Annotated in this window: 14 protein-coding genes; all 14 read left to right on the top strand. The window is 67.9% G+C overall.

What is annotated here, in order from left to right; genetic code table 11:
* Positions 1-62: 62 nt before the first annotated feature.
* A complete protein-coding gene (locus tag C7443_RS04775; RefSeq protein ID WP_110017588.1) occupies positions 63-869 on the top strand; it encodes a type VI secretion system accessory protein TagJ in 807 nt (268 codons plus the stop codon).
* 12 nt (positions 870-881) lie between these two features.
* Positions 882-1,385, top strand: a complete 504-nt coding sequence (gene tssE, locus C7443_RS04770) for a type VI secretion system baseplate subunit TssE (protein WP_110017410.1) — start codon at positions 882-884, stop codon at positions 1,383-1,385.
* An 11-nt stretch (positions 1,386-1,396) separates the two neighbouring features.
* The gene (gene tssF / locus C7443_RS04765) at positions 1,397-3,274 is read left to right on the top strand and encodes a type VI secretion system baseplate subunit TssF (protein ID WP_110017409.1); all 1,878 of its coding nucleotides are present in this window, start codon (positions 1,397-1,399) and stop codon (positions 3,272-3,274) included.
* Positions 3,271-4,362 carry a type VI secretion system baseplate subunit TssG gene (gene tssG / locus C7443_RS04760; RefSeq protein WP_246004548.1) on the top strand — a complete coding sequence of 364 codons (1,092 nt, stop codon included), beginning with the start codon at positions 3,271-3,273 and terminating at the stop codon, positions 4,360-4,362. The genes tssF and tssG overlap by 4 nt, the downstream gene beginning before the upstream one ends.
* A gap of 66 nt (positions 4,363-4,428) precedes the next feature.
* Positions 4,429-7,137 (top strand): type VI secretion system ATPase TssH, encoded by a 2,709-nt coding sequence (gene tssH, locus C7443_RS04755; RefSeq protein WP_110017408.1) that lies wholly within the window; start codon positions 4,429-4,431, stop codon positions 7,135-7,137.
* A gap of 270 nt (positions 7,138-7,407) precedes the next feature.
* The gene (locus C7443_RS04750) at positions 7,408-8,421 is read left to right on the top strand and encodes a M35 family metallo-endopeptidase (RefSeq protein WP_110017407.1); all 1,014 of its coding nucleotides are present in this window, start codon (positions 7,408-7,410) and stop codon (positions 8,419-8,421) included.
* Positions 8,422-8,453: 32 nt separating this feature from the next.
* Entirely contained in the window at positions 8,454-8,804 is a 351-nt protein-coding gene (locus C7443_RS04745) for a hypothetical protein (RefSeq protein WP_246004547.1), read from the top strand.
* Positions 8,801-9,205: a hypothetical protein gene (locus C7443_RS04740; RefSeq protein ID WP_110017406.1), complete on the top strand. Its 405-nt coding sequence runs from the start codon at positions 8,801-8,803 to the stop codon at positions 9,203-9,205. Before C7443_RS04745 ends, C7443_RS04740 begins: the two co-directional genes overlap by 4 nt.
* Before the next feature lie 169 nt (positions 9,206-9,374).
* On the top strand, positions 9,375-9,767 hold the full coding sequence (locus C7443_RS04735) for a DUF6795 domain-containing protein (protein WP_110017405.1): 393 nt from the start codon (positions 9,375-9,377) through the stop codon (positions 9,765-9,767).
* A 108-nt stretch (positions 9,768-9,875) separates the two neighbouring features.
* Positions 9,876-10,346 (top strand): DUF6795 domain-containing protein, encoded by a 471-nt coding sequence (locus C7443_RS04730; protein WP_246004546.1) that lies wholly within the window; start codon positions 9,876-9,878, stop codon positions 10,344-10,346.
* A 148-nt stretch (positions 10,347-10,494) separates the two neighbouring features.
* Positions 10,495-11,553 (top strand): lipase family protein, encoded by a 1,059-nt coding sequence (locus C7443_RS04725; protein WP_246004545.1) that lies wholly within the window; start codon positions 10,495-10,497, stop codon positions 11,551-11,553.
* 328 nt (positions 11,554-11,881) lie between these two features.
* Positions 11,882-13,225: a tetratricopeptide repeat protein gene (locus C7443_RS04720; protein WP_110017402.1), complete on the top strand. Its 1,344-nt coding sequence runs from the start codon at positions 11,882-11,884 to the stop codon at positions 13,223-13,225.
* Positions 13,222-14,544 (top strand): tetratricopeptide repeat protein, encoded by a 1,323-nt coding sequence (locus C7443_RS04715; protein ID WP_110017401.1) that lies wholly within the window; start codon positions 13,222-13,224, stop codon positions 14,542-14,544. Before C7443_RS04720 ends, C7443_RS04715 begins: the two co-directional genes overlap by 4 nt.
* A gap of 79 nt (positions 14,545-14,623) precedes the next feature.
* Positions 14,624-16,567, top strand: coding sequence for a type VI secretion system Vgr family protein (locus C7443_RS04710; protein WP_110017400.1), 1,944 nt, complete (start codon positions 14,624-14,626; stop codon positions 16,565-16,567).
* The last annotated feature ends 2 nt before the right edge of the window (positions 16,568-16,569 follow it).

Genomic DNA, 16,569 nt, shown 5'->3' with positions numbered 1-16,569 from the left:
CGCGGGCTCCGGTCGCGACCGATGGCCGTCGCGACGGTCTGCTGCAGCGCCAGGAGCCGGGAATGAGTGTCGAAGAGTTGCTGCGCGAGGGCCGCGGTCAGGAAGCCCTGACCGAGCTGCAGGCGCGTGTGCGCAAAGCGCCCGCTGACGGGAAGCTGCGCACGCTGCTGTTCCAGTTGCTGGCGTTGCAGGGGCAGTGGTCGCGGGCGGTCGCGCAGTTGCAGGTCATCGGCCAGCTCGACGTCGAGGCGCTGCCAATGGTGCAGACCTATCGCGAGGCGCTGCGCTGCGAACTGCTGCGTGCCGAAGTGTTCGCCGGCCGGCGCGCGCCGCTGGTGTTCGGCGAGCCGATGCCGTGGCTGGCGCTGCTGATCGAGGCGCTCAGTCGCGAGTCCAGCGATCCGGCGGGGGCACAGGCGCTGCGGCAGCAGGCTTTCGAGCTGGCGCCGATCACACCCGGCAGTGCCGACGGCCAGCGCTTCGCTTGGGTGGCCGATAGCGACGGTCGTCTCGGCCCGGTGCTCGAAGCCATCGTCAATGGCAATTACTACTGGATTCCGTTCGAGCGTCTCACGGCGATTCGCCAGGAGGCGCCGGCCGATCTGCGCGACTTCATCTGGATGCCGGCGATGCTGACCTTTGCCAACGGCGGTGAGAGCGTCGCGCTGATTCCCAGCCGCTATCCCGGCAGCGAGAACGCCGAGGCCGCGTTGCAGTTCGCACGCCGCACCGAATGGAGTGAAACCGCTTCAGGCCTGCTGCTCGGTCACGGCCAGCGTGTGTTTGCCACCGACGTGGCCGATGTCGCGCTGTTCGACCTGCGTGAGCTGCTGCTCGACGCCCCGGCCGCTGACGCCGTGGCGGATTGAGCCGGCGCGCTCATGGCCGAACTGACGCCGCAGGAACGCCTGCAGCCCGCCTTGCTCGACCGTCTCGTCGACGACGCGCCTGAACAGCGCAAGGAGTCACGCGACAACCGCGTGCTGTCGATGTCGCAGTTGCGCGAATGTGTCCTGCGCGATCTCGCCTGGCTGCTCAACAGCACCGGCCTCGGTGCGGACGTCGATCTCGACAGCTGCCCGCAGGTCGCCTCCTCGGTGCTCAACTACGGCCTGCCAGCCCTCTCCGGCATGACCGCGAGCGGGCTCGACATCGGCCAGCTCGAACTCATGCTCACCGAGACCATCCGCCGTTTCGAGCCGCGCATCCTGCCGGCGAGCCTGCGCGTGCGGGCGGTGCTCAGTGAAAGCGAGATGAACCACAATGCGATCGGTTTCGAGATCGAAGGTGAGCTGTGGGCGCAGCCGGTGCCGCTGCGGCTGTGGCTGAAGACCGAGCTCGACCTCGAATCCGGTAATGTTCGCATCGAACCACTGAATGGCTAAGGAGCGCCTGCGTGGACCCGCGCCTGCTGCAGTACTACAACCGTGAACTCCAGCACCTGCGCGAGACCGCCGGCGAATTCGCCGAAGAATTCCCCAAGATCGCCTCGCGCCTGAGCCTGTCCGGCTTCGAATGCGCCGACCCCTACGTTGAGCGCCTGCTCGAAGGCTGCGCCTTCCTCAGTGCGCGGGTGCAGATGAAACTCGACGCCGAGTTCCCGGCGTTCACCCAGCACCTGCTGGAAATGGTCTACCCGCATTACCTGGCGCCGACACCGTCGATGCTGGTGGCGCAGCTGCAGCCCGATCTCAACGAGGGCGGGCTGGCCAAGGGCTTTACCGTCGCCCGCGGCGCCAGCCTGAAGAGCGTGCTCGGCAAGAACGAGGCGACCGCCTGCGATTACCGCAGCGGACAGCCGGTGACACTGTGGCCGCTGGAGCTGACCGATGCCGAATACTTCGGCAACGTCACCGCCGTGCTCGGACCGGCGGCGAGCAGCGCGCCGCGCGCGCGCGCCGGCCTGCGCCTGCGCCTGCGCGTTACCGCCGGCCTGAAGTTCGAGGAGCTGACACTGGAACGGCTGCCGCTGTACCTGCGCGGTGCCGACCAGCTGCCGTTTCGCCTCTACGAGCAGTTGCTCGGCAATGCCGTGCAGGTGCTGGCGCGTCCGGCCGAGCGTCCGGCGCCGTGGTTCCAGTGGCTCGGCCGCGAGTCGCTGCGGCCGCTCGGCTTCGATGACGACGAGGCGCTGCTGCCGCTCGCGCCGCGCAGCTTCCAGGGCTATCGCCTGCTCGGTGAATACTTCGCTTTTCCGCAGCGTTTCCTGTTCGTCGAGCTCGGCGGCCTCGGCCCGGTGGTGCGCCGCTGCAGCGGCAGCGAGCTGGAAATACTGGTGTTGTTCGACCGCCTCGATCCGCTGCTCGAAGGTGTGCTGAAAGCCGCCAATTTCGCGCTGTTCTGCACGCCGGCGATCAATCTGTTCCCCAAGCGCGCCGATCGCATCCACCTCAACGATCGCAGCGCCGAATATCACGTCGTGCCCGATCGCACGCGTCCGCTCGACCTCGAAGTGCATTCGCTCGAACGCGTCACCGGGCATGGCACCGGCGAGCAGGCCGAGCAGCCGTTCCTGCCGTTCTACTGTGCGCATGACCGCATTCGCCGCAGCGCCGACGGCGCGTATTTCACGCTGCGCCGCAGCAAGCGCATGCTCTCGGCGAAGGCCCGGCTGCGCGGGCCGCGCACCGGCTACATCGGCCAGGAAGTCTTCATCGCGCTGGTCGATGCGCAGGCGGCACCGTATCGCCACGATCTGCGCCAGCTGTCGCTCGAACTGCTGTGCACCAACCGCGACTTGCCGCTGACCATGCCGCTCGGCACCGGGCGTACCGATTTCACGCTCGACAGCGGGGCGCCGGTCGGCTCGATCCGCTGTGTGGTCGGGCCGACGCGGCCGCGCCCGAGCGTGGCCGAGAACGACGTCGCCTGGCGGCTGATCTCGCATCTGTCGCTCAATTACCTGACGCTGGCCGACAGCGACCCGCAGCAGGGGGCGGTGGCGCTGCGTGAACTGCTGCGCCTGTACGCCGATACCAGTGATCCGGCGGCGCAGAAGCAGGTCGACGGCCTGCTGTCGATCCAGGCCGAGCCGGTGACGCGGCGCATTCCGCTGCCGGGGCCGATTGCCTTCGGCCGCGGCGTGGCACTGACCCTCAACTTCGATGAAGGCGCCTACAGCGGCGCCGGCGTGTTCCTGTTCGGCGCGGTGCTGGAGCGCTTCCTCGCCCGTTACGTCTCGATCAACAGCTTCACCGAGACCGTCACACGCACGCTGGAGCGTGGCGAGATCATGCGCTGGCCGGTGCGCATGGGCGCGAGGGCGCTGCTGTGACGGCGGACGAGGAGGACCAGGCGCTCGGTGCAGCGGACGCTGCCGATGCGACGCTGCCCGGTCTGCCGGCGCTGCCCGCGGCGGCCGTCGAGCTGTTCACCGCGCTGGCTGCCGAGCCCTATCACTTCGATTTCTGGCAGGCCCTGCGGCGCATCGAATGCGCCTTTCCTGAGCGGCCGCGGCTCGGTGAGTCCAGCCGCCTCGCCGAGGACCCAGTGCGCCTGTCGCAGCCGCCGTTCGTGATCTTTCCGCCGGCGACGCTGGCCGGCTTCGAGTTTCGCCGTGTGCGCCCGCCGCGGCTGCAGAGCTACGGCTTCGGCCTGTTCGGTCCGCACGGGCCGCTGCCGCTGCACCTGACCGAATACGCCCGCGAGCGCATCCGCAACCAGCACGACCACACTTTTTCCCGCTTCGCCGACATTTTCCATCATCGGCTGATGGCGCTGTTCTACCGCGCCTGGGCCAACGCCCAGCCGGCGGTGAGCATGGACCGTCCCGAGCAGGATCGCTTCGCGCTCTACGTCGGCAGCCTGTGCGGCTATGGCGATGAATCCCTGCGCAACCGCGATGTGCTCGGGCATCGGCCACGGCTGCATTTCGCCGGCCTGCTCGGCGCGCCGGCGCGCCACCCGGACGGACTGCGCGCGATCCTGGCCGATCATCTCGGCCTGCCGGTGCGCATCGAGGAGCACGTCGGTCACTGGCTGGAGCTGCCACCGGCCGGGCAGTGCCGGCTCGGCGAATCGCCGGCGACCGGCGGCCTCGGCACCACCGCCTGCATCGGCGCGCGGGTGTGGGACCGCCAGCACAAGTTCCGCATCGTGCTCGGCCCGCTGACGCTGGCCGACTACGAGCGTCTGCTGCCGGGCGGCATCAGCCTGCAGCGTCTGCGCGCCTGGGTGCGCAGCTACGCCGGTGATGAATTCGCCTGGGACGTGCAGCTGATCCTCAGCCGTCCCGAGGTGCCGGCGCTGCGCCTGGGCGGTACGACCCGGCTCGGCTGGACCAGCTGGCTCGGCGCGCCACCGCTGCAGCGCGATCCGGATGATCTGCGCCTGCAGGCACCACGCGAGCGTCCGGCGGCCTGAGGCCCTCTAGAACAACATGCCGGGCTGCCGTCGGACCGTGGCCCGTCACCCCACCCGGAGAATGTCATGGCGGAAATCAGTCGGGTCAAACTGTTCGGCAAGCTCAACAGCCTCGGCTACAAGGCGATCGAGGCGGCCACGGTCTTTTGCAAGATGCGCGGCAATCCCTACGTCGAGCTGGTGCACTGGATCCACCAGATCCTGCAGCTGCCGGACTCCGACCTGCACCGCCTGGTCAAGCAGTTCAACGTCAATCCCTCGGTGCTGGTCAAGGACCTGACCGAGGCGCTTGACCGCCTGCCGCGCGGCTCGACTTCGATCACCGATTTGTCCTCGCACGTCGAGGAGGCGGTCGAGCGCGGCTGGGTCTACGGCAGCCTGATGTTCGGCGAGGCGCAGGTGCGCACCGGCTATCTGGTGGTCGGCATCCTCAAGTCGAACTCGCTGCGCAACGCGCTGCTCGGCATTTCGCGCGAGTTCGACAAATTCAAGGCCGATGCGCTGACCGAGCGCTTCGAGGAGTACGTCACCGGCTCGCCGGAAAACGGCCAGTCGGCGACCGACGGCTTCCAGATGGGCGGTGGTGCGGCGCCCGGCGAGGCCAGCGGCGCGATCGCGCCGGCGCAGATGGGCAAGCAGGAGGCGCTGCACAAGTTCACCACCGATCTCACCGAGCAGGCGCGCGCCGGCAAGATGGACCCGATCGTCGGCCGCGACGAGGAGATCCGCCAGGTCGTCGACATCCTCATGCGCCGCCGGCAGAACAACCCGATCCTGGTCGGCGAGGCCGGCGTCGGCAAGACCGCGGTGGTCGAGGGCTTCGCTCAGCGCATCGCCCGCGGCGACGTGCCGCCGTCGCTGCAGGAGGTGACGCTGCGCGCACTCGACGTCGGCCTGCTGCAGGCCGGTGCCAGCATGAAGGGCGAGTTCGAGCAGCGCCTGCGCTCGGTGATCGAGGAAGTCCAGTCCAGCCCGAAGCCGATCATCCTCTTCGTCGATGAAACCCACACGCTGGTCGGCGCCGGTGGCGCCGCCGGCACCGGCGACGCCGCCAACCTGCTCAAGCCGGCGCTGGCGCGCGGCACGCTGCGCACCATCGGCGCCACCACCTGGGCCGAGTACAAGAAATACATCGAGAAGGACCCGGCGCTGACCCGCCGTTTCCAGAGCGTGCACGTCGAAGAGCCCGACGAGCGCAAGGCGGTGCTGATGATGCGCGGCGTCGCCAGCACGATGGAGGGTCACCACAAGGTGCAGATCCTCGACGAGGCGCTGGAGGCGGCGGTCAAGCTTTCGCACCGCTACATCCCGGCGCGGCAGCTGCCGGACAAGTCGGTCAGCCTGCTCGACACCGCCTGCGCGCGTGTCGCCGTCAGCCTGCACGCCACCCCGGCCGAGGTCGACGACAGTCGCAAGCGCATCGACGCGCTGGAAACCGAGCAGCGCATCATCGCCCGTGAAAAGGCCATCGGCCTCGACACTGCCGCCCGCGAAACCGCCGCCGCCGAACTGCTCGACGCCGAGCGCAGCCGGCTGGCGGCACTGGAAACGCGCTGGAGCGAGGAAAAAACCCTGGTCGACGAACTGCTCGACACCCGCGCCAAACTGCGCGCCAACATCGAGCCGCTCGACGCCAGCGCCAGCGAGCCCGCCGCTGAACCGGCACCGCAGCTCAGCGACGCCGAGAGCACGGCGCTGCGCGAGCAGCTGGCGACGCTGCAGACGCAGCTCGTGACGCTGCAGGGCGAGCATCCGCTGATCCTGCCGACGGTCGACTACCAGGCGGTCGCCACCGTCGTCGAGGACTGGACCGGTATTCCGGTCGGGCGCATGGCACGCAACGAGATCGAAACCGTGCTCAAGCTCGCCGATACCCTCGGCCAGCGCGTCATCGGTCAGGATCACGCCATGCGCATGATCGCCAAGCGCATCCAGACCTCGCGTGCCGGCCTCGACAACCCGAACAAGCCGATCGGCGTGTTCATGCTCGCCGGCACCTCCGGCGTCGGCAAGACCGAGACCGCGCTGGCGCTGGCCGAGGCGCTGTACGGCGGCGAGCAGAACCTGATCACCATCAATATGAGCGAGTACCAGGAGGCGCACACCGTCTCCACGCTCAAGGGCGCACCTCCGGGCTACGTCGGCTACGGTGAAGGCGGTGTGCTCACCGAGGCGGTGCGGCGCAAGCCGTATTCCGTGGTGCTGCTCGACGAGGTCGAGAAGGCGCACCCGGACGTGCACGAGATCTTCTTCCAGGTCTTCGACAAGGGCTGGATGGAGGATGGCGAAGGCCGCGTCATCGACTTCAAGAACACGCTGATCCTGCTCACCACCAACGCCGGCACCGATCTGCTGATGAGCCTGTGCCAGGACCCGGAGCTGATGCCCGAGCCCGACGACATCGCCAAGGCGCTGCGCGAGCCGCTGCTCAAGGTGTTCCCGCCGGCGTTGCTCGGCCGTCTGGTGACGATCCCGTACTACCCGCTGTCCGACGAGATGCTCGGCAAGATCGTCCGCCTGCAGCTCGGCCGCATCAAGAAGCGCATCGAGGAGCACCACAAGGTGCCGTTCGAGTACGACGATGCCGTCGTCGAGCTGATCGTCTCGCGCTGTACCGAGCTCGAATCGGGCGGTCGCATGATCGACGCCATCCTCACCAACACCATGCTGCCCGACATCAGCCGCGCCTTCCTCGAACGGATGATGGAAGGCGGCCAGATCGCGCGGGTGCACGTCTCGGTGGTCGACAGCGACTTCAGCTACGCCTTCGACTGAAGACCCGTGCCGGCGGGTGCGTTGTCGTCGTCGCAGGTGCCGGGCATGGGCTGGATGCCGGGTGCCGGTCTGTTGAGCTTGTCGCGCTCGTGTGCGCCGGGCCTTGGTCCTTGCCGGCGCTTTCAGCTACGCCTTCAGGGGGACTGGCGTGAAGCGTATGGGCGCCGTCTTTGATGGTGGGGTGTTCGGGTACGCCCGGCGGCCGAACGTCTGAACTTGAATCCACCCGGTGCAGGTGCCGGATTTGCAGAGCGGATGGGGAGGGTAGGCATGAACAAGTTCACGGAGGCGTACACCAAAGCCAGGGACGTGCTGGAAAACCAGGTATTCGAGAGCCAGTGGCAGGCATTTCTGTTCGCCGACTGCCAGGCGCGGGCGCTGTTCGCGGCCGGCGGCCTGGCCGTGGATCGCGCCGCTGATCTCGACAGGATCCGCAAGCGCTTGCGCGATAAATGCAAGAGCGACAACCACAAGATCGGCGCGGTGATCGTCGAGGCGGCGCAGAATCCGGTGTCGAGCGGGACGCTCGCCGAACGGGCAGCGACGCTGAAGATGCTGCGTCACACCTATCACATCGTGAAGAAAGGTGCGCAGAACGTCTGGGTGTACGCACCGCCGAAGGCCTACACGAAATGGATCTTCGACGAGCTGAGCGGTGATGCGAAGGCGCTGGAGCCGAAGCTCAACCACGAGACCAAGATCTTCTCCAGCACCGAGATGCGCTGGATGGCCTCGGCGCTCGCCGTGGCACTGAAGATCGTCGAGGACACCAAGGCCAAGCTGAGCGGCGCGGTCGGCAAGCAGGCCGAAACCGATGACGTGATCCGGCGCTGGTTCCTCGATGAGGACAGCGGCGACGCGCAGCTGACCGAGGCGCGTACCAAGCTGCTCGACGGCTTCAAGAAGATCGCGGTGGCCTGCGCCTCCGACAAGCTGGTGTTCGCCGATTACGCCGACTGGATCACGACGCGCAACAAATACTTCGGCGCGGCCTTCCGCGGTGGCGAGGGCGGCGGCTTTCCGGTGATCTACCTGGAAGGGGCGTTCACGCGCCTGACCGGCAACAGCGGCAAGATGTGGCTGTGCGCTGAAACCATCATCCATGAGTTCTCCCACCACGAGGTCAGCACCCGCGATCACCGCTACGACAGCAGCGGCCTGAAGCCGGCGAAAGCGACGCTGCCCTATGCCAAGGCCATCGACAACGCCGACAGCTGGGGCTACTTCGCGCTCGATCTGGCTGGCTACCTGTCGAAGTCGGATCGCAAGAAGACGCTGAAGTGAGATGAGTCTGTGCAGTCGAGGAGACGGCCATGATGAACGATGACGATAACGCTCCGGGCATGCCGGAGCCGAAGCGGGTCGGACCGCCGGAGGTGGCGCCGGTCACCATTGGCGGCCTGCGTTTCGAGGCCCTGCACTGGGGGCGCGAGCGCGGCCTGCCGCAGAACGGCGGCCTCGTCGAAGCCTTCGACGCCGCCAGCGGTGCCCGGCAATGGGTGTTGCAGATCTATGCGATCGACTATGACCCGACGCTCGAAGAGGACGTGCAGGACATCTTCATCGAAAAGCTCAAGGCCGGCCCGCATGGCACGCTGAAAGTGGTCGATGAAAACGGCCGGCACTTTGTCGTCGATCTGGCGACGCTCACGGTGACGCAGAAATGAGCCGGCGCGGCCGGGCGCTGCTGGTGGCGTTGCTGCTCGCCGGGAGCCATGCGGCGCTGGCCGAGGGGCTCGACGCGCCGGCCGGCAAGCGCGTCGCCGCGCCCAGCGTCGCCCCGCTCACGCTCGACGGCGTGCGCTACGAGGCACCGGCCGATACCCGCGACTTTGGCGACGAGCAGGCCGGCGGCTACATCGTCGCCTGCGATGCCCGCAGCGGCCGCGAGCTGTGGCGGCTGCGCATCTATGCCACCGCCTACGACGGTCAGCTGGAGCAGGACGTGCAGGACGTCTACATCCGCTCGCTGCGCGCGGGACCGCATGGCCGCACGCTGGAGATCGTCGACGAGCTCGACCGCCACTACACGCTCGACCTCGCCACACGCACCGTACGGGCGCGGTGAGGCTCCTGCGTTGGTTTGCCGGCGGCCGGCCGCTGTGTGGTGGACGGCGCCTGCCGGGGCTGCGCCGTGTCGGAGTCAGTGGATGATGGACAGGGATCGATCGCTTGGGCTCAAGCGCACACGTGCCGTGTGCCTCAGCCTGGCGCTGGTTTCCGAGGGAGTTTTTGCCATGGGGCCGATGTATCTGTTTTCAGCCGTCGACGGCGTCGTCACCCGTCGGGGCAAACCGCTGCCCGGCTGCCGCGTCGAGCGTTCGTTCTTCTGGCATTGGAAGGATGAGCGCGGCAGCGAGTCGGCGGTGACCGATGCCGGCGGGCGTTTCGCGTTTGCGGAAATCGCGCGCTCCTCGCTGCTCGGTTCGCTGCTGCCGCACGAGCCGATGGTCGAGCAGACCATCCTGATCCATCACGATGGCCGGAGCTGCAGGGCGTGGACGTTCGACAAGCGCAACTACGACAAAAACGGCGAGCTGCAGGGCCGGTCGATTTCACTGCGCTGTGATCTGGACGCCGCGCTGGCGCGCGATAGTGAGGTCTGTCTCTGCGCGCAGAGCGCGCTGTGACAGCGCTTGCCGTGTCTGCTGAAGTCCTGCGGTGGCCGCGTGAAAGCCGGGTGTGCGAGGGCTTTTCCGCTGCTGTAGGTGAGGGTAAATCCGCGGTGAAAGTCGATCATGTCTGAGATGCGGGCGGGCGGGCTTGCGGTCGCTTTTGCCAGTGCGCTGTTTTTGCTCCACGTTCAAGAGGCCCAAGCGATGGGAAATCTGTGTCTGTTCTCGGCGTTGAGCGGAGTCGTCCTCGATCACGGCAAACCGGTCGAAGGGGCGAGGATCGAGCGCTCTTTCACCTGGCAGAGCAATGGTGAAACCGGCGTCGATGAAACCCATACCGATGCGCGGGGCAGTTTCAGTCTGCCGGTCATTTTTCGCCGTTCGCTGCTGGCGTCACTGCTGCCCCACGAGCCGTTCATCCGCCAGACGATTTTGATCCACCATGCAGGCAAGACCTATCAAGCCTGGATGTTCAATAAAGGCGAATATGCCGAAAACGGCGAGCTGGGCGGCCGGCCCATCTCACTGGTCTGCAGGCTCGAAGCTGAGCCGGCCCACCGTGATGGGGTATTCGGCATCTGCGAACCGCAGTGAGCCTGAACGGATTTGTCCGATAAGGAGATTAGTTATGACTTCGTTGAGCCCACAGCATGCGGCAGGGATTGCGAGGGGGGTTTACAGCCTGTTTGACCAAACCGTGGGCCAGGCGCGTATGCGTGGTGATCTGCTGGGATGCGAGGGCATGTTTACCGTTGAAGAAGACTCTCGCCTCAGCGGTCGCTCTGGTGGGCTGATCGTTTATAAGCGCTTGAGCGGCTTTGGCTATATCGCCGAGGGTGAGGGGCAGCATCAGGGCGAGATCCTGGTGGCGACCCGCGGTACGGTGAATGCAGGAGGTTATGACTGGCTCAGCAACTTCAACATCGGCATGCAGATCGGCCCCGGCGGCCATCCGGTGCACGCCGGTTTCCATGAAGTCTGGAAATCCTTTGCCGGCGACCTCGCCGAGTTCCTGCGCGGGCGCAACCCGTCGGTGATCCACTGCGTCGGCCACAGCCTCGGCGGGGCGCTGGCGACCCTGAATGCCGACTATTTCTCCAACATCCGCGCCGGTGCGGTGCGCCTGTACACCTTCGGCTCGCCGCGTACCGGAGCACTGACCTTTTCGCGCAGCCTGCGCCGGCGCCTCGGTGCGGAGAACATTCACCGCGTCCACCATCACGCCGATCCAGTGCCGAAGATCCCGCTGTTCCCGTTCCTTCACGTACCGGCCGACAGCAGCGGCTACCAGCTCGGCAACGGCCAGGGCGGACTGATCAGCGTCGCCGCGCATTCGATGGCCGGCAGCTATATTCCCGGCGTCGGTCAGGACGACTGGGCCGGCCTCGAACACCGCTGCCGGGACGAGCTCAACGATGCACGCGTGCAGTCCTGGCTCGACGAAGTCGCTGCCGGCAGCGGCATCATTCCTTTCGGTGCGCGCACGCTGCGCATGATCGGCCGGGCGCTGGCCTGGGTGATGAAGAAGATCGGCAGCGTGCTGATCGGTACCCTCGGCTCGGTGCTGACCGCCGGCATGACCGTGCTCGACCAGCTCGCCTGGCTGCTGAGCAGGGGGGCGGAACTGTCGATCGAGGTGTCGAACTACGTCGGCACGCTGATCGTGGCGATTTTCCGCTTCCTCGGCCGCACCGTCGTCGCCGGCGCCTCGCTGACGCTGTCCTTCGTGCGCTGGGTGCTCGGGCTGTTGTACGCCGGCCTGAGCAACATGGCCGGCATGGCGCTGTCGCTGCTGGTCTGAGACGCAGAGCGCCGGCGCGTGGGCGGGCTGTGGCGAGGTCGAGAGGGCGGGCGATCGGGTGTGCAGCGCTGGACCGATCGGCTTCGCCTGTCCGGCGGCCTGCCTGTCAACGATTACCGCCGCGGGCGGGTGACGCGCGCGGCGATGTCACTGGCCGGAATCTTCGTTGCGCGCCGACGTTGCCCAGCCCCTGAGCCCCATGCGCATGTTCGCAGCCGAGCTGCCGGATGTCCGCACCGACGATCCGCCCGACGCCGGGCGCATGGCCGCCGGCTGATGGCATCGGCCTACTGACTGTCAGCAATCCCCTGTTTTGCGGAGCCCTGCGATGATCGAAGCCACATCCCTCAACCGTGCCGATGCCACGCCGCCCGAAGGCGGGCTGGCGCTGGCCGTGAGCCTGCATCGCGAAGGTCGCTTCGAGGAGGCGGCTGCGCTCTACGCCGCGGCGCTGGAGGATCACCCCGAGCACCCCGACCCGCTGCACTTTTTCGGCGTGCTGCGCCACCAGCAGGGGCGCAGCGACGAGGCCGTCGAGCTGATCGAGCGCGCGCTGCAGCAGGCACCGGAATACGTCGACGCCTGGGTCAACCTCGGCAACATCCACAAGGAAAGCGGCCGCCACGAGCAGGCCGAGGCCGCCTACCGCCGCGCGCTCGAACACGACGACGAGCACGTCGGCGCCTGGAACAATCTGGCGGTGATGCTGCGCCTGCGCGGCGAGGCCGCCGCTGCCGCCGACGCCTACCGCCGTGTCGCTGCGCTGGCCCCGGATTTCGCCGACGCCTATTTCAAGCTCGGTATCGTGCTGCGCCAGTGCGGCACGCTGGCTGACGTCGTCGAGGCGCTGCAGCGGGCGATCGAGCTCGATCCGCACCATGCGCAGGCGCATTACAACCTTGGCTACATGCTGTACATGGCCGGCGAGCGCGAGGCGGCGACGCAGGTGTTCCGCGACTGGATCGCCTTCGATGCCGACAACCCGATCGCCCGCCACATGCTCGCCGCGCTCTCCGGCGAGGACGTGCCCGAACGTGCCGCCGACGACTACGTCGCCCGCACTTTTGACGGCTTCGCCGACAGTTTCGACGAGGTGCTGCTGCAAAACCTCGACTACCACGCCCCCGAGCTGCTGCGTGCCGCCGTCACTGCCGCGCTCGGTGAGGGCCGTGGGGATCTCGCCGTGGTCGATGCCGGTTGCGGCACCGGGCTGTGCGGGCCGTGGCTCAAGCCCTATGCGCGGGTGCTGATCGGCATCGACCTGTCGGTCGGCATGCTGCGCAAGGCCGATGCCCGCGGCGGCTACGATCACCTGTTCGCCGCCGAGCTGACGGCGTTCCTGTCGGCCTATCCCGGCAACTTCGGTCTGATCGTCTCCGCCGACACGCTGTGCTACTTCGGCGCGCTCGAAGGCTTCGCCGCGGCGGCGCGCATCGGGCTCGCCCCCGGTGGCCTGCTCGCCTTCAGCGTCGAGCGTCTCGATGAGCCGCCGGCGGCCGGCTACACCATCCGCCCGCACGGTCGCTATGCCCACCACGCCGATTACGTGCGCGCCACGCTGGCCGCCGCCGGCCTGGTCGACATCCAGTTCGCAGCCGGTGTGCTGCGTCAGGAACTCGGCGAGCCGGTGCATGGCTGGATCGTGCTCGCGCGTGCACCGGAGCTGGCATGACGATGGCGAACGACGATGCAGAACAGCTGATGAGCGTCGGTGCGGCGCTGGAGATGGCAGTCGGCTGGCAGCGTGCCGGCGAGCTCGATGCCGCCGAGAGCGTCTACCTGCAGATCCTCACGCAGAGCCCGCAGCAGGTCGATGCGCTGCACTTCCTCGGTCTGCTGCGCTTCCAGCGCGGTGATGCCGACGGCGCACTGGCGGCGCTGACGGCGGCGGTGGCACTGGCGCCGGCGCATGCCGATCTGCGCAGCAACCACGGCAACGTGCTGCAGGCGCTGGGTCGCCTGCAGGCGGCCGAGAACGAATATCGCGCCGCCCTCGCCGCGCAGCCGGCGCACGTCGGTGCCTGGAACAACCTCGGCGTGGTGCTGCGCGCGCAGGGCCGCATCGCCGAAGCCGTTACCGCCTACCGCCACGCGCTCGAACTCGAAGCGAGCAGCGCCGACGACCACTACAACCTCGCCAGCCTGCTCGAACGCTGCCACGAATGGGCGGCGGCGCTGGCCGAATGCGAACACGCGCTGGCGCTCGATGGCGGCCACCTCGGCGCGGTGCGCGCCCGCGGTCACCTGCTGAGCCGGCTCGGCCGCCTCGACGAGGCCGTCGCCGCCTACCGGCGCTGGCTGGCGCTCGAACCGGGGCACCCGCTGGCGCAGGCGCGCCTCGCCGCCTGCGGCGGCGCGCCGGCACCGGAGCGCTGCGCCGACGCCTACGTGCAGGGCCTGTTCGACAGCTATGCCGACCATTTCGACGCGCACCTGCGCGAGCGGCTCGACTACCGCGCACCGGAGTGTCTGGCCGATGCGCTGAGCCTGGTGCTCGGCCCGCCGCGTGCCGCGCTCGACGTGCTCGATGCCGGCTGCGGCACCGGCCTGTGCGGCCCGCTGCTGCGGCCGTGGGCGCGCAGGCTGCACGGCGTCGACCTGTCGCCGAAGATGCTCGCCCATGCCGCGGCGCAGGCCGTCTACGATCAGCTCGACGCCGCCGAGCTTGGCGCCCATCTGCAGGCCGCCAGCGCCGCCTGGGACCTGATCGCCGCCGCCGACACGCTGTGCTATTTCGGCGCGCTGGAGGCGGTGTGCGCGGCGGCGGCGCAGGCGCTGCGACCGGGCGGCTGCTTCGGCTTCACCGTCGAGTGCCACGAGGCCGAGGCGGCGCACCGGCTCAACGTCAACGGCCGCTACAGCCACCGTGCCGATTACGTCGAGGCGGTGCTGCGCGGCGCCGGTCTGCGGCCGCTGCGTCTGGAGATCGTGCAGCTGCGCGTCGAGTCCGGCCTGCCGGTGTCGGGCCTGCTCGCCATCGCGCGGCGCTGAGCGGCAGACGCGCGACGGCCCGTCGCTCTATTCTTGGCACTCGCGCGGTCATTCGCTGGCTTGGCTCGGGAGATACACGATGGCGATCACGCAGGCGCAGCGGGCGGTCACGGTCAGCTGCACGCAGCTCGATACCGACAAACTGCTGCTGCGGCGCATGGAGACGCACGAGGAGCTGGGGCGCTTGTTCGCCTTCGAGCTGGAATTCGCCGCGGAGGATTTCTCCATCGATCCGGCGACCGTGCTCGGCCAGTCGCTGGCGGTCAAGGTGCTGCTGCCGGCCGGCGGCGAGCGCTACTTTCACGGCATCGTCGCCCGTTTCGGCCAGACCAGCGGCGACGGCCGCCTGGCCACCTACCGGGCGACGCTGCGGCCCTGGCTGTGGCTGCTGACGCACTGCTCGGACTGCCGCATCTTTCAGGAGAAGACCGTCCCCGACATCATCAAGGAGGTCTTCGAGGGACACGGCCTCGCCGATTTCGAGGACAAGCTCGCCGGCAGCTACGCCACGCGCGAATACTGCGTGCAGTACTGCGAGAGCGACTTCGACTTCGTCAGCCGGCTGATGGAAAAGGAAGGCATCTACTACTACTTCCGCCATGAAGCCAGCCGCCACGTGATGGTGCTGGCCGACGACTACTCCGGTCACAAGAATGCGGATGGCTACGCCGAGGTGCCGTATTTCCCGCCCGATGCGCACAACCGGCGCAAGCGCGACCACCTCTGGGAGTGGTCACAGGCGCTGGAGGTGCAGTCGACCAAGCTGACGCTCAACGACTACGACTTCACCCGGCCGTCGGCGGCGCTGCTGTCGAACTCGACGGCGACGCCGCCGGCCTCCTCGCTGCAGTTCGCCCGCTACGGCTACCCCGGCGCCTACATCGACACCGGGGCCGGCGATCACTACGCCCGCACCTCGCTGGAGGCGCTGCGCACGCGTGCCACCGAGGTGGTGTTCCGCGGCGATGCCCGCGGCCTGGGCTGCGGCGGGCTGTTCACGCTGAGCGGCTGCCCGCGTGAGCCGCTGAACATCGAATACCTGATCACCGCGCTGAACTGCTCGCTGCAGCTCGATGACTTCCACTCCGGCGGTGGCGGCGCCGGCTTCGATTTCGGCGTTTCGCTGCGCACGCAGGATGCGCAGGCACCGTTCCGCGCGCTGCCGCTGACGCCGGTCGGGCGCATCGCCGGGCCGCAGACCGCCGTCGTCGTCGGCCCGAGCGGCGCCGAAATCCACACCGACCAGCACGGCCGCGTCAAAGTGCACTTCCACTGGGACCGCCACGACCAGCGCGACGAGAACAGCTCCTGCTGGATTCGCGTCTCCCAGGCCTGGGCCGGCAAGGGCTGGGGCGGCATGCTGATCCCGCGCATCGGTCAGGAGGTCATCGTCGACTTCCTCGAAGGCGACCCGGATCAGCCGATCATCGTCGGCCGTGTCTACAACGGCGAGCAGACCGTGCCCTTCGGCCTGCCCGACAACGCCACGCAGAGCGGTATCCGCTCGCGCTCCAGCACCGGCGGCGCGGCGGCCAACTGCAACGAGATCCGCCTGGAGGACAAATCCGGCTCCGAGCATCTGCTGATCCATGCCGAAAAGGACCAGATGATCGAGGTCGAGCACGACGAAACCCACTGGGTCGGCAACGATCGCAAGAAGAACGTCGATCACGACGAGACCGTGACCATCGGCAACGATCGCACCGAGAGTGTCGGCAACAACGAAAGCATCTCCATCAAGGCCAAGCAGAAACTCGACGTCGGCACCGAACGCAGCACCAAGGTCGGCACCAACGACAAGCTCGACGTCGGCCAGAAGCTGACGATCACCGCCGGTACCGAGATTTCGCTGACCACCGGCGCGGCGTCGATCGTGCTCAAGTCCGACGGCACCATCGAGATCAGCGGCGTGCAGCTCAAGATCAGCGCCAGTGCCACGCTCAAGGCCAGCGCCAGCGCTTCGGCCGAGGTCGATGGCGGCGGCATGCTGACGCTCAAGGGCGGCATGGTGAAGATCAACTAACG

This window comes from Plasticicumulans acidivorans (genome assembly GCF_003182095.1).
In the GTDB taxonomy this organism is placed as follows: Bacteria; Pseudomonadota; Gammaproteobacteria; order Competibacterales; family Competibacteraceae; genus Plasticicumulans; species Plasticicumulans acidivorans.
This window is presented reverse-complemented; position numbering and strand designations above follow the sequence as displayed.